23 protein-coding genes are annotated in these 24,434 nt (G+C 69.4%); 14 read left to right on the top strand and 9 right to left on the bottom strand.

Going from position 1 to position 24,434, the window contains the following annotated elements; translation table 11 throughout:
- The first annotated feature begins 79 nt into the window (after positions 1-79).
- Together IT40_RS09875 and IT40_RS09870 are read left to right on the top strand one after the other, a co-directional pair.
- Positions 80-589: a L,D-transpeptidase family protein gene (locus IT40_RS09875; RefSeq protein WP_036754065.1), complete on the top strand. Its 510-nt coding sequence runs from the start codon at positions 80-82 to the stop codon at positions 587-589.
- A gap of 630 nt (positions 590-1,219) precedes the next feature.
- The gene (locus IT40_RS09870) at positions 1,220-1,489 is read left to right on the top strand and encodes a hypothetical protein (protein ID WP_036753958.1); all 270 of its coding nucleotides are present in this window, start codon (positions 1,220-1,222) and stop codon (positions 1,487-1,489) included.
- 39 nt (positions 1,490-1,528) lie between these two features.
- Here IT40_RS09870 and IT40_RS09865 read toward each other — a convergent pair whose 3' ends face one another.
- The 3 genes from IT40_RS09865 to gmk are packed head-to-tail and all read right to left on the bottom strand — an operon-like array spanning position 1,529 to position 3,734.
- Positions 1,529-2,581: an ATP-binding protein gene (locus IT40_RS09865; RefSeq protein ID WP_036753955.1), complete on the bottom strand. Its 1,053-nt coding sequence runs from the start codon at positions 2,579-2,581 to the stop codon at positions 1,529-1,531.
- Positions 2,578-3,105, bottom strand: coding sequence for a gamma carbonic anhydrase family protein (locus IT40_RS09860; protein ID WP_036753952.1), 528 nt, complete (start codon positions 3,103-3,105; stop codon positions 2,578-2,580). Before IT40_RS09860 ends, IT40_RS09865 begins: the two co-directional genes overlap by 4 nt.
- Complete coding sequence (gene gmk, locus IT40_RS09855; protein WP_036753950.1) at positions 3,102-3,734, bottom strand: guanylate kinase; 633 nt, start codon at positions 3,732-3,734, stop codon at positions 3,102-3,104. The genes IT40_RS09860 and gmk overlap by 4 nt, the downstream gene beginning before the upstream one ends.
- A gap of 185 nt (positions 3,735-3,919) precedes the next feature.
- On the opposite strand from gmk, the gene IT40_RS09850 reads away from it, so the two are divergent.
- The gene (locus IT40_RS09850) at positions 3,920-4,696 is read left to right on the top strand and encodes a PAS domain-containing protein (RefSeq protein ID WP_036753947.1); all 777 of its coding nucleotides are present in this window, start codon (positions 3,920-3,922) and stop codon (positions 4,694-4,696) included.
- Positions 4,697-5,020: 324 nt separating this feature from the next.
- Here the strand turns inward: IT40_RS09850 and IT40_RS09845 are convergent, their stop codons facing one another.
- Entirely contained in the window at positions 5,021-6,430 is a 1,410-nt protein-coding gene (locus tag IT40_RS09845) for a class II 3-deoxy-7-phosphoheptulonate synthase (protein ID WP_036754062.1), read from the bottom strand.
- A 118-nt stretch (positions 6,431-6,548) separates the two neighbouring features.
- Here IT40_RS09845 and IT40_RS09840 point away from each other — a divergent pair, with 118 nt between their 5' ends.
- The 6 genes from IT40_RS09840 (at position 6,549) to IT40_RS09815 (ending at position 12,911) form a co-directional block, all read left to right on the top strand.
- On the top strand, positions 6,549-7,550 hold the full coding sequence (locus tag IT40_RS09840; protein ID WP_036753944.1) for a GlxA family transcriptional regulator: 1,002 nt from the start codon (positions 6,549-6,551) through the stop codon (positions 7,548-7,550).
- 123 nt (positions 7,551-7,673) lie between these two features.
- Complete coding sequence (locus IT40_RS09835; protein WP_036753941.1) at positions 7,674-8,858, top strand: ABC transporter substrate-binding protein; 1,185 nt, start codon at positions 7,674-7,676, stop codon at positions 8,856-8,858.
- A 104-nt stretch (positions 8,859-8,962) separates the two neighbouring features.
- Complete coding sequence (locus IT40_RS30780) at positions 8,963-9,841, top strand: ABC transporter ATP-binding protein (protein WP_036753939.1); 879 nt, start codon at positions 8,963-8,965, stop codon at positions 9,839-9,841.
- Positions 9,841-10,551, top strand: a complete 711-nt coding sequence (locus IT40_RS09825) for an ABC transporter ATP-binding protein (RefSeq protein ID WP_036753937.1) — start codon at positions 9,841-9,843, stop codon at positions 10,549-10,551. Before IT40_RS30780 ends, IT40_RS09825 begins: the two co-directional genes overlap by 1 nt.
- 2 nt (positions 10,552-10,553) lie before the next feature.
- Complete coding sequence (locus tag IT40_RS09820) at positions 10,554-11,555, top strand: branched-chain amino acid ABC transporter permease (RefSeq protein WP_036753934.1); 1,002 nt, start codon at positions 10,554-10,556, stop codon at positions 11,553-11,555.
- A 15-nt stretch (positions 11,556-11,570) separates the two neighbouring features.
- Positions 11,571-12,911 (top strand): branched-chain amino acid ABC transporter permease, encoded by a 1,341-nt coding sequence (locus tag IT40_RS09815; RefSeq protein ID WP_036753931.1) that lies wholly within the window; start codon positions 11,571-11,573, stop codon positions 12,909-12,911.
- Positions 12,912-12,992: 81 nt separating this feature from the next.
- Here the strand turns inward: IT40_RS09815 and purN are convergent, their stop codons facing one another.
- Positions 12,993-13,589, bottom strand: a complete 597-nt coding sequence (gene purN / locus IT40_RS09810) for a phosphoribosylglycinamide formyltransferase (protein WP_036753929.1) — start codon at positions 13,587-13,589, stop codon at positions 12,993-12,995.
- Entirely contained in the window at positions 13,586-14,635 is a 1,050-nt protein-coding gene (purM, locus tag IT40_RS09805; RefSeq protein ID WP_036753926.1) for a phosphoribosylformylglycinamidine cyclo-ligase, read from the bottom strand. Before purM ends, purN begins: the two co-directional genes overlap by 4 nt.
- 210 nt (positions 14,636-14,845) lie before the next feature.
- Between purM and IT40_RS09800 the strand changes: the two genes are divergently transcribed.
- Complete coding sequence (locus IT40_RS09800; protein WP_244274008.1) at positions 14,846-16,417, top strand: SARP family transcriptional regulator; 1,572 nt, start codon at positions 14,846-14,848, stop codon at positions 16,415-16,417.
- An 11-nt stretch (positions 16,418-16,428) separates the two neighbouring features.
- Here IT40_RS09800 and IT40_RS09795 read toward each other — a convergent pair whose 3' ends face one another.
- The 3 genes from IT40_RS09795 to bhcR form a co-directional block, all read right to left on the bottom strand.
- Positions 16,429-17,145 (bottom strand): pentapeptide repeat-containing protein, encoded by a 717-nt coding sequence (locus tag IT40_RS09795; RefSeq protein ID WP_036753920.1) that lies wholly within the window; start codon positions 17,143-17,145, stop codon positions 16,429-16,431.
- Positions 17,146-17,233: 88 nt separating this feature from the next.
- The gene (locus tag IT40_RS09790) at positions 17,234-18,799 is read right to left on the bottom strand and encodes a DUF6345 domain-containing protein (protein ID WP_084197014.1); all 1,566 of its coding nucleotides are present in this window, start codon (positions 18,797-18,799) and stop codon (positions 17,234-17,236) included.
- A gap of 298 nt (positions 18,800-19,097) precedes the next feature.
- Entirely contained in the window at positions 19,098-19,937 is an 840-nt protein-coding gene (bhcR, locus tag IT40_RS09785) for an HTH-type transcriptional regulator BhcR (protein ID WP_036753914.1), read from the bottom strand.
- A 184-nt stretch (positions 19,938-20,121) separates the two neighbouring features.
- On the opposite strand from bhcR, the gene bhcA reads away from it, so the two are divergent.
- Genes bhcA through bhcD form a run of 4 tightly spaced genes read left to right on the top strand, consistent with a single transcriptional unit; the run spans position 20,122 to position 24,421 of the window.
- Entirely contained in the window at positions 20,122-21,312 is a 1,191-nt protein-coding gene (gene bhcA, locus IT40_RS09780) for an L-aspartate--glyoxylate aminotransferase BhcA (RefSeq protein ID WP_036753911.1), read from the top strand.
- Positions 21,312-22,274 carry a beta-hydroxyaspartate dehydratase BhcB gene (gene bhcB / locus IT40_RS09775; protein ID WP_036753908.1) on the top strand — a complete coding sequence of 321 codons (963 nt, stop codon included), beginning with the start codon at positions 21,312-21,314 and terminating at the stop codon, positions 22,272-22,274. The genes bhcA and bhcB overlap by 1 nt, the downstream gene beginning before the upstream one ends.
- Positions 22,275-22,295: 21 nt before the next feature.
- Positions 22,296-23,459 carry a 3-hydroxy-D-aspartate aldolase BhcC gene (gene bhcC, locus IT40_RS09770; RefSeq protein WP_036753904.1) on the top strand — a complete coding sequence of 388 codons (1,164 nt, stop codon included), beginning with the start codon at positions 22,296-22,298 and terminating at the stop codon, positions 23,457-23,459.
- Positions 23,459-24,421 carry an iminosuccinate reductase BhcD gene (gene bhcD, locus IT40_RS09765; protein ID WP_036753902.1) on the top strand — a complete coding sequence of 321 codons (963 nt, stop codon included), beginning with the start codon at positions 23,459-23,461 and terminating at the stop codon, positions 24,419-24,421. Before bhcC ends, bhcD begins: the two co-directional genes overlap by 1 nt.
- Positions 24,422-24,434 lie beyond the last annotated feature (13 nt).

Below are 24,434 nucleotides of genomic sequence, written 5' to 3'. Positions count from 1 at the left end.
CGTGAACCCCCGCCGCATTGCCGGGCAGGCCGCAGCGGGGCAAAATGGGGCAAAACACCGGATCCGGGGGCGGGACATGATGACGGGCTGGCTGGGACGTATCGTCGCATTGGTGCTTGTGCTTGGGCTGGCGGCCTGCGGCCCCAGCAAGTTCAAGACCTATTCCGGCCCGCCCGTGACCCAGGTCGTGGTCAACAAGGGCGCGCGGCAGATGCTGCTTTTGAACGGCAACACGGTGCTGAAGGCCTATCGCATCGGGCTGGGCAACGAGCCCCTTGGCCACAAGCAGTTCGAGGGCGACGGCCGCACGCCCGAGGGGCTTTACTACATCGACCGCCGCAACCCCGACAGCCGCTATCACCTGTCCATCGGCATCTCCTATCCCAACCCGCACGACTCGGTGCAGGCGGCCGAACTGGGCCGCAGCGCCGGCAGCGACATCTTCATCCACGGCCAGGGCCCCGAGGGCCGCGTCCTTTCCCGGCAGAAGCTGGACTGGACCGCCGGCTGCATCGCCGTCACCGATGCCGAGGTCGAGGACGTCTATGCCATGGTCCGCGACGGCACGCCGATCCTGATCACGCCCTGACCGGCCGCCGCGGGGGCGATTCGGCCTATCGGGGCGGCCATGCCGATTCCTGGAGGCCGTGGCCTCGCTGCCTGATCTCGGCCAGGGCCCGAGGGTTGTCCCCTTTACAGGCAAAAGCTGGACTGGCCTGCCCGCTGCATTGCCGTCACCGATGCCAAGGTCGAGGACGTCTATCATGACGCGACGCAACGCCGATCCTGGCTGCGCCCTGGCCGGCCGCTACGGGGCGGCCGTGCCGATTCCTGGAGACCGTGGCCTCGCTGCTTGATCTCGGCCAGGGCCCGAAGGTTGTCCCCTTTACAGGCAAAAGCTGGACCGGACCGCCCGCTGCAGCGCCGTCACCGATGCCAAGGTCGAGGACGTCTATCGTGACGTGACGGAACGCCGATCCTGGCTGCGCCCTGACCGGCCGCTGCAGGGGGCGATTCTGCCTATCGGGACGGTTGCGCCGGTTTCTCGGGATGGGCGTTTCGCCGCGTAATCCGGCCTCTTTCGGCCGGGGGTCGAGCGGGGTGGCCGCCATACGCGCAGAGCTTGTATGGCAGACCTGTTCAAAAGGGCATATACTCATCGGCGGCGCCAAGGATTAACAATTTACATTAAAATGTTAACTCCAAGTTCCATCCCTTCATGTACCTGCCCCCCATCATCCATGACGCGCTGATCGATTCAGCCGAGACCGAGGGTTATGTGCCCGGCGCCATCGAAAGCGTCATGCGCTTCGGCCCGCATTCCCGCTGGTGTGCGGGGGTGATCGCCGCCTGTTCGACCAAGCGCTCGCAGGCCCTGGCCACGCGCTGCGCGCTGCTGATCCCGCGCAAGGGCAAGCGCACGCTCAAGCTGGCGGTGCATCCCTCGCTGCCGGCCGATGTGATAAAGTCGATGCTGAACGCGATCTGAACGCGATCTGATCCGGCAGCCGGCAGGGCCGCGCCGGCTTCAGATGCGGCCGATCTGCTCGGGCAGGATGACGGTGAAGCGGCTGCCCTGCCCGCGTTCGCTTTCGATGCGCAGCCGGCCGCGATGCCGGTTCACGATATGCTTGACGATGGCCAGGCCCAGCCCGGTGCCGCCCTGCTCGCGCGAGCGATGGGTATCGACGCGATAGAAGCGCTCGGTCAGGCGCGGCAGGTGCTGGGGATCGATCCCCTCGCCCTGGTCGGCGACGCAGACCGACCAGGCCGGGCCGCGCAGCACCGGCTCATGCGCCAGCCGCTCCAGCGTCACCGTGGCCACCCCGCCGGCGCCGCCGTATTTCACCGCATTCTCGATCAGGTTGTGAAACACCTGCACCAGCTGGTCGGCGTCGCCCGGCACCGGCACCTTGCCGGCCGGCGCCTGCAACTCCAGCCGCACCCCGGCAGCCGTGGCCGCGGGCGCCAGCGTCGCCACCACGCTGCGCAAGAGCCCGGCCAGGTCCAGGTTCTGCGCCGGGCGGCGGCGCTCGTCCTGCTCGACCCGGCTCAGCGACAGAAGGTCGGCGACCAGCCGGTTCATCCGCCCCGCCTCGCGCTCCATGATGTCGAGGAAACGGTCGCGCGCGGCCGGATCGTTGCGGGCCGGGCCGCGCAAGGTCTCGATGAAGCCCATCAGCGCCGTCAGCGGCGTGCGCAGCTCGTGGCTGACATTGGCGACGAAATCGCGGCGCATCTGCTCGGTCTCCTCGTCGCGCGAGCGGTCCTCGATCGCCACCGCCGCGCCGACCAGCCCCGGCGCCCGCAGGGCCGTGACCGTCACCTCGCAGAACACCCGCCGGTCGGCCGCGCCCAGGGTAACGGCCAGCCGCGCCCGCTCCTGCCCGGCCAGCACGGCATCCAGCGCGGCATTCACCTCGGGGTGGCGCAGCACGGTGACAAAGGGCCGCCCGCCCGGCACCGCGCCCAAAAGCGCCTCTGCCGCCTCGTTCGCGCCGATGATGCGCGCATGGCCGTCCACCGCCAGCATGGCCACCGGCACGCCGCGCAGCAGCGCGTGCAGCCGCTCTTCGATCATCCGCGGGCGACCTGCGCCAGCCCCTTGCGGAAGTGGGCGGCGTTGCGGTGATAGCCCTCGGCCGATTTCAGCAGCCGCTCGCGCGCCGCCTCGTCCAGCTCGCGCACCACCTTGCCCGGCGCGCCCATGACCAGAGAGCCGGGCGGGATCACCTTGTTCTCGGCGATGAGCGCCCCGGCGCCGATCAGCGAACCGGCGCCGATCCGCGCCCCGTTCAGGATGATCGCGCCCATGCCGATCAGCGCCCCGTCCTCGATGGTGCAGCCGTGCAGGATGGCGCGGTGGCCGATGGTGCAATTCGCACCGATGCTCAGCGGATAGCCGATGTCGGTATGGCAGACCGTCAGGTCCTGCACGTTCGAGTTGCGGCCGACGCGGATCTCCTCGTTGTCGCCGCGCAGCACGGCGCCGAACCAGACGCTGGCGCCCGGCTCCAGCACGATCCGGCCCATCAGCTGCGCATCCGGCGCCACCCAGGCGTCGTCGGCGATTTGCGGCGCGATGCCGTCCAGTTCCCAGATCATGCGCTTTCCTCCTCCATGAGCGCGCGGACGAAGGGGCCCAGCCCCACCTGCCGGGCGCGGCGCATCCGTTCGGCCCGCAGGATGGTCTTCAGCGCCTCGGCGCTGCGGTCCAGGTCGTCGTTGACGATGACATAGTCGTATTCCGCCCAATGGCTGATCTCGTCGCGGCTCTTGCGCATGCGGGCGGCGATGACCTCGGGCGCGTCCTGCTGGCGCCCGACCAGCCGCCGCTCCAGTTCGCGCAGGCTGGGCGGCAGCACGAAGATCGAGATGACATGCCCGCCCAGCGACGAGGCGCGGATCTGCTGGCCGCCCTGCCAATCCACGTCGAACAGCGTGTCGCGCCCGGCGCGCATCGCCTCTTCGACCGGGCCGCGGGGGGTGCCGTAGAAATTGCCGAAGACCTCGGCATGTTCCAGCATCTCGCCGGCGCCGACCATGGCGCGGAACTGCTCGGGGCTGCGGAAATAGTAGTGCTCGCCCTCGACCTCGCCATGGCGCGGCTTGCGGGTCGTGGCCGAGACCGAAAAGCGCAGGCCGGGATCCCAGTCCATCAGCCGCCGCGCCAGCGTCGATTTCCCCGCCCCCGAGGGCGACGACAGGATCACCAGAAGTCCGCTGCGCTCCATGCTTCTCCGCCTTGTTCCCCGCGTTCCAGCGCCGCCTGAATGACCCCGCCCGCCAGCGGGGTCAAGCCCCGCGCGGGGGCGCAGGTTTTTAACCACCGGCAAAGAAATCGCTCGGCAGCCGGGGGCGAAGGGGCTAGATTTGCGGCAGGGGCTGGTTTCACGGGTGGCAGGGTAAGGCCGGACGAATGTCGAACGACCACGGACAGGACGGGGATTCCCCGCACGGGGCCGATTCGCCTCGGGGCCGGCCCGGCAAGCTGCTGCACCTGGCCGATTACGAACCCGTCCAGGTCGAGCGCACCCTGGGCGAATTGCGCGGCTATTGGGAAGGGCTGCGCCATGGCCGCCCCATTCCCGACCGCGCCGATGTCGAGCCGCGCGGCATCCGCCGGTCGCTGGACTATGCCTTCATCCTGGAACGCATCGCGCCGGGCGCAGCCCGGTTTCGCCTGGCCGGGCGCCATCTCATCGACCTGATGGGGATGGAGGTGCGGGGCATGCCGCTTTGCGCCCTTCTGAACACCAGTTCGCGCGGCCGGCTGTCGGACGTGCTGGAAAGCGTGTTCCGCGCGCCCCAGATCGCCGAGATCGCGCTGGCCTCTCCCGCCGGCTACGGCCGTCCGGCGCTGGAGGGGCGGATGCTGCTCCTGCCGCTGCGCTCGGACCTGGGGGACGTGACGCGGGCGCTTGGCTGCCTGGTCGCCGAGGGCCGGATCGGCGAGGCGCCGCGCCGCTTCGACCTGCTTTCGGACATTGTCTCGCCGGTCATTCCCGGCGCCAGGGTGCTGGAGCCCTCGCCCTCGCGGCAGGGCTTTGCCGAGCCACCGCAGCGCTGGAAGGGCGCGCCGCCGGCCGACGCCGCCGCGCCCCTACCCCGCGACGCCAGCCCCGAGGAGCGCCGCGCGCGGTTCCACCTGATCCGCAATGACAAGCCGCCAAAACCGCCCGGCTCCCGTCCCTGATTGCGGAACGGGCCTCTGTCGGCGCCCATGGACCGGTGCGCCGCCTGATAATGCCGCCGCATCCTGCCCGCGATGCCAGGCCCGAGGAGCGCCGGGCGCGGTTCCGCCTGGCCCGCAACGACAGGTCGCCAAAGCCGCCCGGCACTCGCCCTGATCTCGGAACCGGCCTCTGCCGGCGCGCATGAACCGGCGCGCATGGACTGGCGCGCATGGACTGGCGCGCATGGACTGGCGCGCATGGACTGGCGCGCATGGACTGGCGCGCATGAAAAAGGGCGGCAGGGCCAAGGCCCGCCGCCCCTGTCATTTCCCGTCGCGCCGGGTTCAGCCGGCCTTGGCCTGCCGGCTTGCGCCGTTGACGCGGCGGCTGCGCAGCTCTTCAGCCACCAGGAAGGCCAGTTCCAGCGACTGGCTGGCGTTCAGCCGCGGATCGCAGGCGGTGTGATAGCGGTTCGACAGATCCTCGTCCGTGACCGCGCGCACGCCGCCGATGCATTCGGTGACGTCCTGCCCGGTCATCTCGAAATGCACGCCGCCGGGGATGGTGCCTTCGGCGCGATGGACGGCGAAGAACTCGCGCACCTCGCGCAGCACCGAATCGAAGGGACGGGTCTTGTAGCCCGAGGCCGACTTGATGGTGTTGCCGTGCATCGGGTCGCAGGACCAGACGACATTCGCCCCCTCTTCGCGCACCGCCTTGATCAGCCGCGGCAGGTGGTCGCCGACCGAGCCGGCGCCGAAGCGGGCGATCAGCGTCAGCCGGCCCGGCTCGTTTTCCGGGTTCAGCCGGGCGATCAGCGCCTTGAGGTCGCCCTCGCTGATCGAGGGGCCGCATTTCAGCCCGATCGGGTTCTGCACGCCGCGGCAGAACTCGACATGCGCGCCGTCGACCTGGCGGGTGCGGTCGCCGATCCAGATCATGTGCCCCGAACCCGCGACGGGCAGGCCGGTGGTCGAATCGATCCGCGCCAGCGCCTCTTCGTATTCCAGCAGCAGGGCCTCGTGGCTGGTGTAGAAATCCACCGTCCCCAGCCCATGCGCGGTTTCCGAGGTCACGCCCGCCGCCGCCATGAAGGCCATGGCGTCGCTGATCCGGTCGGCAATGTCGCGATAGCGCGCCGCCTCCTCTCCGCCGGTGAAGTCGCTGATCCAGCTTTGCACCCGGTGGATGTCGGCATAGCCGCCGGTCGAGAAGGCGCGCAGCAGGTTCAGCGAGGCCGCGGCCTGGGTATAGGCCGCCAGCATGCGCTGCGGGTCGGGGATGCGCGCCTCGGCGGTGAAGTCGAAACCGTTGATGATGTCGCCGCGATAGCTGGGCAGCTCCTGCTCGCCGATCTTCTCCATCGGGGCCGAGCGCGGCTTGGCGAACTGGCCCGCCATGCGGCCGACCTTGACCACCGGCAGCTGCGCGCCCCAGGTCAGCACGACGGCCATCTGCAGCATGACCTTGAAGGTGTCGCGGATGTTGTCGGCCGAGAACTCGGCAAAGCTTTCGGCGCAGTCGCCGCCCTGCAGCAGGAAGGCGCGGCCCGCCGCGACCTCGCCCAGCGAGGCTCTCAGCCGGCGCGCCTCGCCGGCAAAGACCAGCGGCGGGTATTTGGCCAGAAGCGCCTCGACGGCGGCGACGGCGTCCTGGTCGGGATAGTCGGGCATCTGGACGCGCGGATAGGCGCGCCAGCCACGCTTGTCCCATGCCTGTGCCGGGGTCGCGGAACTGGAATTCGTCGGTGCCATGATCCTATCCTTCATGCAAGCGGTGCCTGCCATATAGAGGGTGCAGGACCAAAGGAAAAGCCTTGCGCGCGCCGCGATTGCCTGCTGATCTGCCGCGAATTCCTGACGCGCGACCGACATGCCAGACCACGATCCAGCAGTCCCCCCCGCTCCGGGGCCGAATCCGGCCCCCGCGCTGCGCTATGTGTTTATGTTGCTGGACCGCTTCACCATGGTCTCATTCGCCGCCGCGATCGAGCCCCTGCGGCTGGCCAACCGGCTTTCCGGGCGCGAGCTTTACGAATGGCGGCTGATCGGCGAACAGGGCGAGACCGCGCTTTGCTCGAACGGGGCGCGCATCCTGCTGGACGGCCCGCTGGCCGAGACCCGGCGCGGCGACACGGTGCTGGTCTGCGGCGGGCTGGACGTGGCGCGGGCCGCGACGCGGCCGGTGCTGGCCTGGCTGCGGCGCGAGGCGCGGCGCGGCACCCGCATCGGCGCGCTTTGCACCGGCGCCTGGGTGCTGGCCGAGGCCGGGCTGCTGGACGGCCGCCGCGCCACCATCCACTGGGAAAACCAGGACGGCTTTGCCGAGAAATTCCCCGATGTCACCCTGATCCGCACCGTCTTCGTCGAGGACGGCAACCGGCTGACCGCCGCCGGCGGCACCGCCGCCATCGACCTGATGCTGCGCCAGATCGCCCGCGACCACGGCGCGGAACTGGCCAGCCGCGTGGCCGACCAGATGATCCACACCGCCATCCGCTCGGAAGAGGACCAGCAGCGCCTGTCCAGCCCCGGCCGGATCGGCGCGCACCATCCCCGGCTGGCGCAGGTTCTGGCCCGGATGGAGGCCAATATCGAGGATCCGGTCAGCCCCGCGCGGCTGGCCGCCGAGGCGGGCCTGTCGCCGCGCCAGCTGGAGCGGCTGTTCGCCCGCCACCTGGGCCGCTCGCCCAAGCGCTATTACATGGAGCTGCGGCTGGAACGGGCGCGCCACCTGCTGCTGCAGACCCCGATGAGCGTGATGGAGATCGCCCTGGCCTGCGGCTTCGCCTCGGCCGTACATTTCTCGAAATGCTATCGCGCGACCTATGGTTGCACGCCCTATCGCGAACGCGGCGCGGCCGGGGCGCATTAGCGGAACTTCCGCTGCGGCAAGTGCCCGATCGCGCGCCTTCCGCGGTCGCCAACACGCTTTTCTTTTCATTCGCGCGCTTATAACCTGTCAGACAGGACAATGTTCCACTCAGGGAGACGACTGATGAAAAAGCTTCTTCTGGCCAGCGCCGCCGGAGCCTTGCTTGCCGGTGCCGCCGGCGCCGAGGAAATCAAGATGGGCATTTCGCTGGGCCTGACCGGCCCCTTGGAATCGATCTCGCCGGCAATGCAGAAAGGCGCGGAACTGGCGATGAAGGAGGTCTCGGACAGCGGCAAGCTGCTGGACGGCTCGACCGTGACCCCGGTGGTCGCGGACAACACCTGCATCGACGCGGCCGCCTCGGTTGCCGCCGTCACCCGGCTGGTGACTGCCGAAGGCGTCAAGGGCGTCATGGGCGGCATGTGTTCGGGCGAAACCATCGCCTCGCTCGAACAGGTCGGCGTGCCGCAGGGCGTGGTGATGATCTCGCCCTCGGCGACCTCGCCCGCGCTTTCGACCATCGACGACAAGGGCTTCTTCTTCCGCACCTCGCCCTCGGACGCGCGCCAGGGTGAAGTCATGGCCGACATCGTGCTGGAACGCGGCATCAACAGCGTCGCGGTGACCTATACCAACAACGACTACGGCAAGGGCCTGGCCGACAGCTTCGCCGACGCCTACAAGGCCAAGGGCGGCACCGTCACCGTGGTTTCGGCCCATGACGACGGCAAGGCCGACTATTCGGCCGAGGTCGCGGCGCTTGCGGCCGCGGGCGGCGATGCGCTGGTCGTGGCGGGCTATGCCGACCAGGGCGGCTCGGGCGTCATCCAGGGCTCGCTCGACACCGGCGCCTTCGAGGTCTTCGTGCTGCCCGACGGCATGGTCAACAACGTGCTGGTCGAGAAGTTCGGCACCCAGCTGGAAAACTCGTTCGGCCAGAACCCCTCGGCCGAGGGCGAGGGGCATGACAAGTTCGACGCGCTCGCCAAGGAAGCCGGCTTCGACGGCACCTCGGCCTATGCCGGCGAATCCTACGACGCCGCCGCGCTGATGCTGCTGGCCATGCAGGCCGCCAAGTCCTCGGACCCCACGGTCTACAAGGACAAGGTGATGGAAGTCGCCAACGAGCCGGGCGAAAAGATCTATCCGGGCGAGCTGGCCAAGGGGCTGGAGCTGCTCGCGGCGGGCCAGGACATCGACTATGTCGGCGCCACCTCGGTCGAGCTGATCGAGCCGGGCGAAAGCGCCGGCGTCTATCGCGAGGTCGATTTCAAGGGCGGCAAGCTGAACGTCATAGGCTACCGCTAAGGCCCGCAGGTCGCGGAAAGGGTCCGGTCTCCGGGCCCTTTTCACAATCAAGAACAATCCCGTAAGGGAAATTCTTCATGCAACGCATGAAGCTGGGGAGCACTATGATCCAGGTCCACGACCTGCACAAGCATTTCGGAGGCTTCCGCGCCGTCGATGGTGCCAGCCTGACGATCGAGACGGGCTCGATCACCGGATTGATCGGCCCGAACGGCGCCGGGAAATCCACGCTTTTCAACGTCATCGCCGGCGTTCTGAAACCGACGGCCGGCCGCGTGACCATGGCCGGCGAGGACATCACCGGCCTGCCGCCGCACGAGCTGTTCCACAAGGGGCTGTTGCGCACCTTCCAGCTGGCGCACGAGTTTTCCTCGATGACGGTGCGCGAGAACCTGATGATGGTGCCCGGCGGCCAATGCGGCGAGACGCTGCTGAACACCTGGCTCCGCCGCGGCCGCATCCGCGAGGAGGAGCGCGCGCTTCGCAAGAAGGCCGACGAAGTGCTTGAGTTTCTGACCATTTCCCATGTCGCCGACGAAAAGGCCGGCAACCTGTCCGGCGGGCAGAAGAAGCTGCTGGAACTGGGCCGCACCATGATGGTGGATGCGAAGATCGTCTTTCTGGACGAGGTCGGCGCCGGGGTGAACCGCACGCTGCTGGGTACCATCGGCGATGCCATCGTGCGGCTGAACAAGGAGCGCGGCTATACCTTCTGCGTGATCGAGCATGACATGGATTTCATCGGCCGGCTTTGCGACCCGGTGATCGTCATGGCGGCGGGCAAGGTTCTGGCCCAGGGCTCCGCCGACAGCATCATGAAGAACGAGGCGGTGATCGAGGCCTATCTGGGCACCGGCCTGAAGAACAAGGTCGCGGCCGAGGTGGCCGAGGAAGCCGCCTTCGGCGAAAGCCACGGCGCCCAGCCCGGCCTGGGGGCCGAGGCCGGCCGTGGCGGCGACGGCAAGCCAGCGGGAGAGCTGTGATGGCAGAGCCCTATCTTTCCGCCACCGACATGCGCGGCGGCTATGGCAAGGCCGACATCCTGAACGGCTGCACCCTGACGGTCGAACGTGGCCAGATCGCCGTGATCGTCGGCCCGAACGGCGCCGGCAAGTCGACGGCGATGAAGGCCGTCTTCGGCATGCTGGCCCTACGCGAGGGCAAGGTCGCGCTGGCCGGCGAGGACATCACCCGGCTGACCCCGCAGGAGCGGGTGCGCAAGGGCATGGGCTTCGTGCCGCAGACCCACAACATCTTCCCGACCATGACGGTCGAGGAAAACCTGGAGATGGGCGCCTTCATCCGCGAGGACGATTACCGCGACACCATGGCCCAGGTCTATGAGCTGTTCCCGGCCGTGGCCGACAAGCGCAGGCAGAACGCCGGCGAATTGTCGGGCGGCCAGCGCCAGCAGGTCGCCGTCGGCCGGGCGCTGATGACCCGGCCCAGCCTGCTGATGCTGGACGAGCCGACCGCTGGCGTCAGCCCCATCGTCATGGACGAGCTGTTCGACCGCATCATCGAGGTCGCCCGCACCGGCATCTCGATCCTGATGGTGGAACAGAACGCCCGCCAGGCGCTGGAGATCGCCGACATCGGCTATGTGCTGGTGCAGGGCGCCAACCGTTACACCGACAGCGGGCAGGCGTTGCTGGCCGATCCCGAGGTCCGCCGCACCTTCCTGGGGGGCTGAAGATGGACATGCTGAACGCCCTCGTGGCCATCCTGAACTTCGTGGTGATCCCCGCCGCCTCCTATGGCGCGCAGCTGGCGCTTGGGGCGCTGGGGGTGACGCTGATCTACGGCATCCTGCGCTTTTCCAACTTCGCCCATGGCGACACCATGGCCTTCGGCGCCGCGCTGGTGATCCTGATCACCTGGGGGCTGCAGGCCATCGGCATCGGCCTGGGCCCGCTGCCCACGGCGCTGCTGGCCCTGCCCTTCGGCATCGCGCTGACCGCGGTCTTCATCCTGGGCACCGACCGCGTGGTCTATCGCTTCTATCGCAGCAAGCGCTCGGCCCCGATCATCCTGGTCATGGCCTCGGTCGGGGTCATGTTCATCATGAACGGGCTGACGCGGCTGATCATCGGCGTCGACGAGATCCGCTTCGACGACGGCGCGCGCTTCCTGGTCAGCGTGCAGCAGTTCCGCGCCTGGACCGGGCTGTCCGAGGGGCTGTCGCTGCGCGTCAGCCAGGCGCTGACGCTGGTGGTGACGGCGCTGGCCTGCTGGGCGCTGTTCCGCTTCCTGAACCGCTCGCGCGCCGGCAAGGCGATGCGGGCCTATTCCGACAACGAGGACCTGGCGCTGCTGTCGGGCATCGACCCCGAGCGGGTGGTGCGCCTGACCTGGCTGATCGCCACCGCGCTGGCGGTGACGGCGGGCACGCTTTACGGGCTGGACAAGTCCTTCAAGGTCTTCAACTATTTCCAGATCCTGCTGCCGATCTTTGCCGCCGCCATCGTCGGCGGCCTCGGCAATCCGCTGGGCGCGGTGGCGGGCGGCTTCATCGTCGCCTTCTCCGAGGTGGCCGTGACCTATCCCTGGCGCAAGATCGCGACCTACCTGGGCTTTGAGCCCCAGGGGCTGCTGCAGCTTCTGTCCACCGAATACAAGTTCGCGGTCAGCTTCGTGATCCTGATCGTGGTCCTGCTGTTCCGGCCGACCGGCCTGTTCCGCGGCAAATCCGTCTGAGGAGGGCGTTTATCCATGTCGAATACACGTCAAGCCGAAGCGGTCAGCCCCTGGCGCGCGCCGGTGCTGTTCCTGATCCTGGCCGCGCTGTTCCTGGCCGAGGGCAGCTTTCGCAACGCGCTGTTCTCGGGCAGCTGGAACACGGCGCTGGCCATCCTGAACATGGGGCTGATCTCGGCCGTCATGGCCCTGGGCGTCAACATGCAATGGGGCTATGCCGGGCTGTTCAACGCCGGCGTCGTCGGCTTCCTGGCGCTTGGCGGGCTGGCGCCGGTGCTGGTCTCGACCGCGCCGGTGCAGGGCGCCTGGGCCGCCGGCGGGCCGCGGCTGATCCTGGCGCTTCTGGTTGGGCTCGGCACGCTGGTGCTGGCGGCGCAGGTTTGGCGGCGCATCTCCGGGGCCTGGCGCGTCCCGGCGCTGGTCGCGGTGCTGGTGGCGGGCTTCGTGGCCTATCGCTGGCTGTTCGATCCGGCGGTGATGGCGATCGAGGCGAACAATTCCGCCCGCGCCGGCAATATCGGCGGGCTGGGCTGGCCAGTGCTGCTGTCCTGGCCGGTGGGGGCGCTGTTTGCCGCCGCGGCCGCCTGGGGCGTCGGCAAGGTGGCGCTGGGGCTGCGCTCGGACTACCTGGCCATCGCCACGCTGGGCATCGGCGAGATCATCGTCGCGGTGATGCGCAACGAGGAATGGCTGTCGCGCGGGGTCAAGAACGTCTCGGGCATCCCGCGCCCGGTGCCCTATGAGCTGGACCTGCAGGGCAATGCCGATTTCGTGGCCCGCGCCGCCGAATGGGGGATGAGCCCGGCCGTCGCCTCGGGCGTCTGGGTCAAGCTGCTTTACGCGGGCCTGTTCGGGGCGGTGCTGCTGGCGCTGATCCTGCTGGCGGAACTGGCGCTGAAATCGCCCTGGGGCCGGATGATGCGCGCGATCCGCGACAACGAGACCGCCGCCGAGGCCATGGGCAAGGACGTGACCCGCCGGCATCTGCAGATCTTCGTCATCGGCAGCGCGGTGATCGGCCTGGCCGGCGCGATGATGGTCACGCTGGACGGGCTTTTGTCGCCCAACAGCTTCAATCCGCTGCGCTATACCTTCCTGATCTGGGTGATGGTGATCGTCGGCGGCTCGGGCAACAACTGGGGCGCGGCGCTCGGGGCGATCCTGGTCTGGTTCCTGTGGATCAAGGCCGAGGTCTGGGGGCCCGAGCTGATGCGGCTTGTCACCGGGCCGCTGCCCGCGGGCGCATTGCGCGACCACCTGCTGGGCAGCGCGCCGCATATGCGCTTCATCGCGCTGGGGCTGGTGCTGCTGCTGGTGCTGCGCTTTGCGCCGCGGGGGCTGGTGCCGGAGAAGTGATGAAAGGACGTCGCGGGGGCTTTGCCCCCGCACCCCCAGGGTATTTGGAAAACGGAGAAAGGCGCAGACCCGCGCCTTTTCTCACGCTGCGGTGAGGGTGATCGGCGTCCGGTCGCCCTGGGCGAAGCGGCGCAGCACCGCGGGGTAGAGCCGGTGTTCCTGGACCAGGACGCGGGCGGCCAGCGTCTCGGCCGTGTCGCCGGGCAGGACCGGCACCCGCGCCTGGCCGAGGATCGGGCCGGCGTCGAGTTCGGGCGTGACCAGGTGGACGGTGGCCCCGGCCTCGGCATCGCCGGCCTCGATGGCGCGGCCATGGGTGTGCAGGCCGGGATATTTCGGCAGGAGCGAGGGGTGGATGTTCAGCATCCGGCCCTGGAAGCGCTGCACGAAATCCGGGGTCAGGATGCGCATGAAGCCGGCCAGGCAGAGGATGTCCGGTTCCGCCGCCAGCAGCGGTTCCAGCAGCGCCGCCTCGAAACCGGCGCGGTCGCCGGGATAGGCGCGGTGGTCCACCGCGAAGCTCGGCACGCCCAGGGCCTGCGCCCTGGCCAGCCCCGCCGCCTGCGGGTCGTTCGAGCCGACGATCACCGGGCGGGCCGGGTGGCTGCCGGTCATCGATTCGACCAGCTGGACCATGTTCGAGCCGCCGCCCGAGATCAGGATGGCGACGCGTTTCACCGCAGCCGGCCGGAGTAGCGCACGCCGGCGCCGGGGCGGACATGGCCCAGGCGGACCACCGTTTCGCCCTGCGCCTTCAGCAGCGCCTCGAGTTCGGCGGCGCGGTCGGCGGCCACGGCCAGGATCATGCCGATGCCGCAGTTGAAGGTCTTGAGCATCTCGGCATCAGCGATGTCGCCGGCCCCGGCCAGCCAGTCGAAGACCGGCGGCAGGCTGAAGCTGTCGCGGTCCACCTCGGCCCCGAGGCCCTGGGGCAGGACGCGCGGCAGGTTCTCGGTGATGCCGCCGCCGGTGATATGGGCCGCCGCATGCACGCCACCGGCGCGGATCGCCGCCAGGAGCGGGCGCACGTAGAGCCGCGTCGGCACCAGCAGCGCCTGGCCCAGCGTGCCCGCGGCAAAGGGCGCGGGCGCCGACCAGTCGAGCCCGGCGTGGTCGGCCACCCGGCGCACCAGCGAGAAGCCGTTGGAATGCACCCCGTCCGAGGCAAGGCCCAGCAGCACGTCGCCATCCGCGACGCCCGCCGGCAGGGCCGTGCCCCGCTCCATCGCGCCGACGGCGAAGCCCGCGAGGTCGAAATCGCCGCGCGCATACATGCCCGGCATCTCGGCCGTCTCGCCGCCGATCAGCGCGCAGCCGGACCGGCGGCAGCCCTCGGCGATGCCGTTGATGACCCGCGCCGCCTCATCGACCGACAGCTTGCCGGTGGCGAAATAATCCAGGAAGAACAGCGGCTCGGCACCCTGGCAAACCAGGTCGTTCACGCACATCGCCACCAGGTCGATGCCCAGCCCGTCAAGCTCGCCCGTGTCGATGCCGATGCGCAGCTTGGTGCCGACGCCGTCGGTCGCGGCCACCAGAACCGGGTCGTCGTAGCCGGCCGCGCGCGGGTCGAAGAGCGCGCCGAAGCCGCCCAGCCCTTCCATCACGCCGGGGCGGCGGGTGGCGGCGGCGGCGGGCTTGATCCGCTCGACCAGCGCATTGCCCGCGTCGATATCCACTCCGGCCTCGGCATAGGACAGGCCGCTCTTGCGCTGCTCGGTCATCTTCGGGATCCCCTTTGCTTTGACGCCCCGATAGCGCAGGCGGGCCGCGCAGGCAATGTGCCCGCTGCGACCGGGCGCGGATTTGGCCCCGGCGCCCCTGCCGCGATCCGGCGCGGCGGCTGTTGTCGGCCCCCGCCGCCGGGCATTAAGATCAATATGCGACCATAACGAAGCCATGCGGCGAATCAAATGCCTGCCACGCTGAGTCTGATGGGATCCGTGCGCCTGCGCGGCGCCGGCGGGGCGGATCTCACCCCCCGCAGCCAGAAGGCTCGTGGCGCGCTGGCATTGCTGGGCACGGCGCCGGACCTGCGGCTCAGCCGCGCCCGGCTGCAAGACCTGCTGTGGAGCGAGCGGGGCCGGCAGCGCGGTTCCGACAGCCTGCGGCAGATGCTGCGCGAGCTGCGCGCCGCGCTGGGTGCCGAAAAGGGCATCCTGCTGACCGGCGTGGGCTGGGTGGGGCTGGACGCCGAGCGGCTGCGCATCGACCTCACCCCGGTCTATGACGCCGGCGGCGCGCCGATCGAGTTCGCCGCCGATATCGACGTGCCCGACCCCGAGTTCGAGACCTGGTTGCGCGACATGCGCCTGCGGCTGACGCCGGATTGCGACGGTCCCAGCTTCCTGCAACGGCCCCTGCCGCCCCCGCCCCTGCCCGAGCCCTGGTGCGCGGGCGAGCCCGCCCCCGGCGATTACGTCGTGGCCTTGCAGCCGGTCGAAAGCAACGACGCCCGCGCCCATGTCATCGGCGAGATGATCCTGAACGAGGCCGCCGCCCGCGCCTGCGAGATGATCCCGGCGGTGCTGGCCGACCGGCACTCGGCCGGGGCGCCGCAGGCCGGCATCCAGATCGGCGCCATCTGCTATGCGGCGGGGACCGACTGCTCGCTGATGGTGGTGATGCGCGACCTGGCCACCGGCGCGCGCGGCTGGACGCGGCGCTTCACCATCCGCGCCGCCGACGAGACCGCGACCATGCGCCATGCGGTGGCGCAGATCGCGGTGGCGCTGCTTGACCGGGCGCGGCGGACCGCCCCGCCGGCGCAGGGGCTGACCTTCCCGGTCTGGGACGTGTTCAGCTATTCCCGCGACCGGCTGGAATCGGCCGACCGCATCCTTGCCGCGATGCCGCGGGAACGGCAGAGCGGCGTGGCGCTGGCGCTGCGTTCCTATCTGCGCAACACGCTGATCAGCGAGCGGCTGACCGAGGATCCGGCGCGCTGCTCGGACGAGGCCGAGGCCTTTGCGCGGCAGGCGCGCGACCTGGCGCCCGCCAACCCCTCGGTGCTGGCGGTGGCCTCGCTTTCCGCCTCGTGGCGGCGGGATGCGGTAGGGGCGCTGGAGCTGGCGCAGGCCGCCTGCCGCAACGATCCCGACAACGAGCTGGCCTGCCATGCGCTGTCCCAGGCGCTGACCGATGTCGGCCGCGACCTCGAGGCGCTGGAGGCGACCGAGCGCGGCGCCCGCGGCGCCCTGGCCGAGCTGGGCCCGGCCTCGTGGCTGATGCGCCGCGCCGTGGTGCAGCTGCGGCTGGGCCGGCTGGGCGATGCCGAGAACTCGGCCGCGGCCGCCTTTGCCTTTGCCCCGGACAACCGGCCCTCGCTGCGTTTCCTGGCGGCGCTGCGCTATCATCGCGGCGACGTGGCCGGCGCCGCCGACGCCCTGCGCCACCTGCGCCGGATCGAGCCGGATTTCTCGCTCGAGCTGATGGCCGAGCCGGATTATCCGGTCGCGCCGCTGCGCATGGCCCGGCTGATGGGGATCACCCGCTCGGGGCTTTGAGGCCGCGGCGGTCAGGGCGAGACCAGCACCTCCAGCACGATGGGCGCCCCGCCCCGGCCCGGCTCCAGCACCAGCCGGGCGCGGCCGGGGGCGACGGCGACAAAGGCCAGGACAAGGGGCGGGCCTGCATCCAGCCGGGGCAGTTCGGGGCCGGCAAGGATCGGGGCGCCCTGCAGCCGGGCCAGGCGGGGGTCGCGGGCCGCGGCCTCGGACAGGCTGTTCAGATGCACCTCCAGCCGGTCGCCGCAGCGCAGGGCCACGGGGCCCGAGATGTGGTCCTCGTGCAGCACGCAGGTCATGGGCCGGTGCCGCGGCGGATAGCGCAGCGGCGGCGCGCCCGTCGCCATCGCCCGCTGCATGCTGTCGAGCCAGGCGCCGCGCAGCCGCGCGGCCGTCAGGTCCGCGCGGTCCAGCCGCGCGCCGGTCAGGTCGGCGCGCTCCAGCACCGCGCCGCGCAGGTCGGCATCGGACAGGTCCGCCAGACCCAGGCTGGCCCGCGACAGGTTGGCGTTGCGAAACCGCGCCCGCGGCGCGCGGGCCGACCACAGGCTTGCATCCGACAGCTGCGCGTCGGTCAGGTCGGCCTCGGTCAGGTCGGCATAGGACAGGTCGGCACCCACCAGCGTCATGCCCGACAGGTCCAGCCCGGCCAGGTCGGACCCGGCCAGGTGCAGACGGCCCATCGTCGCGATGCGCCGGACGATCTCGGCGCGGGTGTATTCCGCCATGCTCCCTCTCTCGGACAGTCCTCGCCAAGAGTGTGCGGCCAGTCAAGTGCCCGGAGGCGGCTGCCTCCGCCTCCGGGCTACCGGATCGTCAGTCACCCAGGTCAGACTGGATCCAGTAACGCTTGCGAAAGCCGCGCACGCATTCGATCTCGATGCCCTGGCGGGCGACGAGACGGGCGGTGTTGCTGCGGATTCCGTATCCGATTTCCGTGGTGCCCGGCAGGGTGCGCAGGCTCAGCGGCGCCGCGCCGCGCGCGGCCAGGTCGCGCATCAGCCGCGCCGAATGCTGCGCCAGGATGCGGGTGATCGACTGCGGCTCGGGCTCGGGCAGGCCCTCGGGCCGCACAGGCGGCGGCGGGTCGTCGGGCAGGCCGTGGCGATGGGCGCGCACCGGCATCCGCTCGGCCACCCGGCGCAGGGTCGATTCGATGCGCAGCACGGTGCCGTCCGGCCGCATCGCCAGCCGCAGCGTGCCGGCATCCGGGGTCAGCACCGGGATGCCGTCGATCGCCTGGCGGAATTGCACGATGATCTCGTCCAGGCTTTCCGCCGCGGGCTCGTCCAGCCGGCGCAGGCTGGCCGTCGCCGAAAGCGCCAGCGAGACGCGGTCGAAGACCAGCTCGATCCCCGCCGGCAGAAAGCCGTATGACCGCAGCACGGACCGGGCGCGGCTGACCAGGGCGCGGCGCGGCGGCATCTCGCGCAGGCCGCGCCCCGGCGCGGCGGGCTCCAGCTCCAGCAGGATGTGCCCGTCCGGCCGGCGCTGGAAGCGCAGCGCCCCCTGGCCCACCGAAAGCGCGCCCTGCGCATCGAGGGCGGCCAGGGCCGGGTCCAGCCCCAGCCGCGACAGCACCGAGCGGGCCAGGGCGCGATCCTCGGACACCGGGACCAGCCGCACGGCGCCGAACTCGGCCGGGGGCTCGGTCAGCGCCGCCTCGCGCTGGTAAAGCGCCTGGGGCGCGTGCCAGCGCCAGGCCCAGCATTGCGCCGCGCCGCGCTGCGCCGCAAAGCGCCGCTCGCCGAACAGCATGGCCAGCGCCGCATCGCGGTCGGGCGCGCAGGCGCAGGCGACCGGGCTTTGGTCGGGGGCCACGTCCCAGGCCCCGTCCAGCCAGGCCTGGGCAAAGGGCTTGCCCATCTGCCAGTGGCGCCAGAAATTCGCGCCATAGCGGCCGGAATCCCAGCAGATCGAATCGAAGCCGAACAGCATCCGCAGCCCGGCATTGGCCCGCGCCCAGCTGTAAAGCGGGCTGAAGCCCCGCCCGACGCGCAGCGACTGGCTGGTGGACCAGAACAGATAGCGCAGGCCGTCGGTGCCAAGCCGCATCCGTTCGGCGGTCAGGCAGGCGTCCGTCCCGGTCCAGAGCGCCCCCATCGGCAGGTGGAACACCCCGTCGTCGCCCATCCGGCCATGGCCGGCGTGATAGAACACCCGCACCGAATCCATGTCCCGGCCCGGCGCATGTTCCATCGCCTGCCGGTCGTAGATCCAGGACTTCACCGCCGCGTCCCGGCGCCAGAAATCCGGCGTGGCGAACCGGTCCACCGCATCCAGAAACCCGCCCGCATCGCGATGGGCGGCATGCAGCGCACCGGCGGCGCGATAGGTCTCGACGCTGCAGGCGCCGTAAAGCCGGCTGGCGGGGCCGGGCATGTCCGCGGCTTCCGCAGGATCCGCCGCCGCCTCCGTTTCCCAACCCGGTCGGGGGTGCAATTGCTGCATCCCATCGAATCCGGGACCGGATCGGGAAACGAAATCTTCCATGCCGAAGCTCCTTGCAGGACACGCGCCGGATCCTTCGGACCCGGCAGGCGGACGCGGTCACAGGTTGCGTCGAAGCTAGGCCGGGCGGCGTGAACTGAACGTGAATCGACGGTTAATGCACAAATGGCCGGGAAATCCCCGCATCAGCCCGGAAAGAAAAGGTCCGGTCCGGGCGCAATTAGACGAATCAGCGCTCCTCGCCCGCCCCCGCATGCGGCGCCATGCCCAGGGAAAGCTCGCGCGCGGCCTCGATCACCGCCTCGGACATGGCCTCGAGCCGTGCGTCCGACATGCGTAGGCTCGGCCCCGAGACCGAGATCCCCGCCGCCGCCTCGCCGGCCAGGTCGAAGATCGGCGCGGCGATGCAACGCATGCCGGGCGTGCGCTCTTCGTTGTCCAGGGCATAGCCGCGGGCGCGGATGCGGGCCAGATCGTCCAGGAGCGCCTGGGGGTCGGTCAGCGTCATCTCGGTGAACCGCTCCAGCCGCATCTCGCGGATCATCCGCTTCAGGTCCGCCGGCCGGGCATGGGCCAGAAGCGCCTTGCCGATCCCCGAGGCATGCAGCGCCGAGCGCGTGCCGGGCGGAAAGAAGGCGCGGATCGTCTCATGCGTCTCGGCCTGGCTCAGGAACAGCACGGCATCGCCGTTCAGGATGCCCAGGTTCGCCGTCTCGCCCGTCACCTCCATCAGCCGGCGCAGCAGCGGCCGCGCCCGCTCGACCAGGCCCGAGCGGCGCATGAAGGCCGAGCCGTGGCGAAAGGCCGTCGGCCCGACATGCCAGGCCTGGGTCTGGCTGTCGCTTTCCGCCACGCCGCGCGCCGCCAGCGTCACCAGCACCCGATGCACGGTCGAGGGCGCCATCTCCAGGCGCTGCGCGATCTCGGTCAGCGTCAGCCCGCTGGAGACCGCGATCAGGTCGAGGATGTCGAGCGCCCGGTCCAGCGCCCGGATGCCGCCCGAATCCTCGGCGCCAAGGCCGCCGGCGCGGCCCCTGGGACGGCCCCTTTTGCGGATCTGAACCGACATTCAATTTTTCCTTTCGACAACTTTTCCATTTTCTTGAAAATCACGGCTTAGCTTTGGAAAAGACCAACCGGCTGATTCCACGTCACTTTAGGCCATTTTTCCGCGATTGCGAAATATTTTTCAGAAAAATTGCATCAATGGACAGCAAAACGTAGCTTGGTCCACAAGCGCAGGAGGAATTGCCATGACCAGTCAGAACCCGATCTTCATCCCCGGCCCCACCAACATCCCCGAGGAGATGCGCAAGGCCGTGGACATGCCCACCATCGACCACCGCTCGCCGGTGTTCGGCCGGATGCTGCATCCGGCGCTGGAGGGGGTGAAGAAAGTCCTCAAGACCACGCAGGCGCAGGTTTTCCTGTTCCCCTCGACCGGCACCGGCGGCTGGGAAACCGCGATCACCAACACGCTGTCGCCCGGCGACAAGGTGCTGGCGGCCCGCAACGGCATGTTCAGCCACCGCTGGATCGACATGTGCCAGCGCCACGGGCTGGACGTGACCTTCGTCGAGACCCCCTGGGGCGAGGGCATCCCCGCCGACCGTTTCGAAGAGATCCTGGCCGCCGACAAGGGCCACGAGATCCGCGTCGTGCTGGCCACGCATAACGAGACCGCAACCGGGGTGAAATCCGACATCGCCGCCGTCCGCCGCGCGCTGGACGCCGCCAAGCACCCGGCCATGCTGTTCGTCGACGGCGTTTCCTCGATCGGCTCGATGGATTTCCGCATGGACGAATGGGGCGTCGACATCGCCGTCACCGGCTCGCAAAAAGGCTTCATGCTGCCGCCGGGGCTGGCCATCGTCGGCTTCTCGCCCAAGGCCATGGCGGCGGTCGAAAGCGCGCGCCTGCCGCGCACCTTCTTCGACATCCGCGACATGGCGACCGGCTATGCCCGCAACGGCTATCCCTATACGCCGCCGGTCGGCCTGATCAACGGGCTGAACGCCAGCTGCGAGCGCATCCTGGCCGAGGGGCTGGAGAACGTCTTTGCCCGCCACCACCGCATCGCCGGCGGCGTGCGCGCCGCGGTCGAGGCCTGGGGGCTGAAGCTCTGCGCCGCCCGCCCCGAGCTTTATTCCGACAGCGTCAGCGCCATCCGCGTCCCCGAGGGCTTCGACGCCAACCTGATCGTCAGCCATGCGCTGGAGACCTATGACATGGCCTTCGGCACCGGCCTGGGCCAGGTCGCAGGCAAGGTGTTCCGCATCGGCCACCTGGGCAGCCTGACCGACGCCATGGCGCTGTCCGGCATCGCCACGGCCGAGATGGTGATGGCCGACCTGGGCCTGCCGATCAAGCTGGGCTCGGGCGTCGCTGCCGCGCAGGAACATTACCGCCAGACCACCGCCGCCGCGCAGAAGAAAGCCGCGTGATGAAGGACAGCGAGATGTATATCCCGACCTACGAGGACATGCTGGCCGCGCATGAGCGGATCAAGCCGCATATCCGCCGCACGCCGATCCGCACGTCGGACTATCTGAACGAGCTTGCCGGCGCGCAGCTGTTCTTCAAATGCGAAAACTTCCAGGAGCCGGGGGCCTTCAAGGTCCGCGGCGCCACCAATGCGGTCTTTGGCCTTGACGAGGCGCAGGCGGCCAGGGGCGTCGCCACGCATAGCTCGGGCAACCATGCCTCGTGCCTGAGCTACGCGGCCATGCTGCGGGGCATCCCCTGCAACGTGGTCATGCCGCGCACCGCGCCGCAGGCCAAGAAGGACACGGTGCGCCGCTATGGCGGCAAGATCACCGAATGCGAGCCCTCGACCTCGTCGCGGGAAGAGACCTTCGCCAAGGTGCAGGCCGAGACCGGCGGCGATTTCGTCCACCCCTATAACGACCCGCGGGTGATCGCGGGCCAGGGCACCTGCGCCAAGGAGCTCATGGAGCAGACCGACGGGCTCGACGCCGTGGTGGCCCCCATCGGCGGCGGCGGCATGATCTCGGGCACCTGCCTGACGCTGTCGACGCTGGCGCCCGAGGTGAAGGTGATCGCGGCCGAGCCCGAGCAGGCCGACGACGCCTATCGCAGCTTCAAGGCCGGCTACATCATCGCCGACGACGCGCCCAAGACCGTCGCCGACGGCCTGCTGGTGCCGCTCAAGGATCTGACCTGGCATTTCGTCAAGAACCACGTCCACGAGATCTATACCGCCTCGGACGCCGAGATCGTGGACGCGATGAAGCTGATCTGGAAGCACCTGCGCATCGTGATGGAGCCCTCCAGCGCCGTGCCGCTGGCCACCATCCTGAAGAACCCGGATGCCTTTGCCGGCAAGCGCGTCGGCGTCATCGTCACCGGCGGCAATGTCGATCTCGACAAGCTGCCCTGGAACTGAACCCGAATTGAGGAGAGCCCCATGAACGCGAAAACGGATTTCGCCGGCTACGAGGTCGGCTATGACATCCCCGCCCTGCCGGGCATGGACGAGGCCGAGATCCAGACGCCCTGCCTGATCCTCGACCTGGACGCGCTGGAGCGCAACATCAGGAAGATGGGCGACTATGCCAAGGCGCATGGCATGCGCCACCGCAGCCACGGCAAGATGCACAAGTCGGTGGACGTGCAGAAGCTGCAGGAGTCGCTGGGCGGCTCGGTCGGCGTCTGCTGCCAGAAGGTCAGCGAGGCCGAGGTCTTTGCCCGTGGCGGCATCGGGGACGTGCTGGTCACGAACGAGGTGCGCGAGCCGGCCAAGATCGACAGGCTGGCCCGCCTGCCCAAGACCGGCGCGACGGTGACGGTCTGCGTCGACGACGTGTCCAACATCGCCGACCTGTCGGCGGCGGCGCAAAAGCACGGCACCGAACTGGGCATCTTCGTGGAAATCGACTGCGGCGCCGGGCGCTGCGGCGTGACCACCAAGGAAGCCGTGGTCGAGATCGCCAAGGCCGCCGACGCCGCCCCGAACCTGGTCTTCAGGGGTATCCAGGCCTATCAGGGCGCCATGCAGCACATGGACAGCTACGAGGACCGCAAGGCCAAGCTGGACGCCGCCATCGCCCAGGTCAAGGAAGCCGTCGCGGCGTTGGAAGCCGAGGGCTTGCCCCCCGAATTCGTCTCGGGCGGCGGCACGGGGTCGTATTACTTCGAAAGCAATTCGGGCGTTTACAACGAATTGCAATGCGGCAGCTACGCCTTCATGGATGCCGATTACGGCCGCATCCACGATGCCGAGGGCAAGCGTATCGACCAGGGCGAATGGGAGAACGCGCTGTTCATCCTGACCTCGGTCATGAGCCATGCCAAGCCGCACCTGGCGGTGGTCGATGCCGGGCTCAAGGCGCAGTCGGTCGATAGCGGCCTGCCCTTCGTCTATGGCCGCGACGACGTGAAATACATCAAGTGCAGCGACGAGCATGGTGTGGTCGAGGACAAGGACGGCGTGCTGAAAGTCAACGACAAGCTGCGGCTGGTGCCCGGCCATTGCGACCCGACCTGCAACGTCCACGACTGGTATGTCGGCGTTCGGAACGGCAAGGTCGAGACGGTCTGGCCGGTTTCGGCGCGCGGAAAGGGCTACTGATGCTCGTCGTCGCCGAAAAGGAAATCGCGGGTCTGATGACCCCCGAGGCGGCCTTCGAGGCCATCGAGGCCATCTTCGCCTCGATGGCCCGTCGCAAGGCCTATAACTTCCCGGTGGTGCGCGAGGCCATCGGCCACGAGGATGCGCTTTACGGCTTCAAGGGCGGCTTCGACGCCTCGGCGCTGGTGCTGGGGCTGAAGGCCGGCGGCTACTGGCCGAACAACCAGAAGCACAACCTGATCAACCACCAGTCCACCGTCTTCCTGTTCGACCCGGACACCGGCCGGGTGACTGCCGCGGTGGGCGGCAACCTGCTGACGGCGCTGCGCACCGCGGCAGCCTCGGCGGTGTCGATCAAGTATCTGGCGCCCAAGGGGGCCAAGGTGCTGGGCATGATCGGCGCCGGCCACCAGTCCGCCTTCCAGATGCGGGCGGCGGCCAATGTGCATCCGTTCGAGAAGGTCATCGGCTGGAACCCGCATCCCGAGATGCTGTCGCGCCTTGCCGATACCGCGGCCGAGCTGGGCCTGCCCTTCGAGGCGGTCGAGCTGGACCGGCTGGGCACCGAGGCCGACGTGATCATCTCGATCACCTCGTCCTTCTCGCCCCTGCTGATGGACCAGCATGTGAAGGGTCCGACGCATATCGCCGCCATGGGCACCGATACGAAAGGCAAGCAGGAGCTGGACCCGGCGCTGGTCGCGCGCGCCCGGATCTTCACCGACGAGGTCGCGCAGTCGGTCAGCATCGGCGAATGCCAGCATGCCATCGCATCGGGCCTGATCCGCGAGGATCAGATCGGCGAACTCGGCGCCGTGGTCGCGGGCGACCATCCGGGACGCGTCGACGCCGAGGTGACGCTGTTCGACGGTACCGGCGTCGGGCTGCAGGATCTGGCGGTTGCGCAGAAAGTCCTTGAAATCGCAAAGGAAAAGGGACTGGCGCAAGAAGTCGAGATCTAAAGAGACATAACGT

This window comes from Paracoccus versutus, from assembly GCF_000763885.1.
GTDB classification, from domain to species: domain Bacteria; phylum Pseudomonadota; class Alphaproteobacteria; order Rhodobacterales; family Rhodobacteraceae; genus Paracoccus; species Paracoccus versutus.
This window is presented reverse-complemented; position numbering and strand designations above follow the sequence as displayed.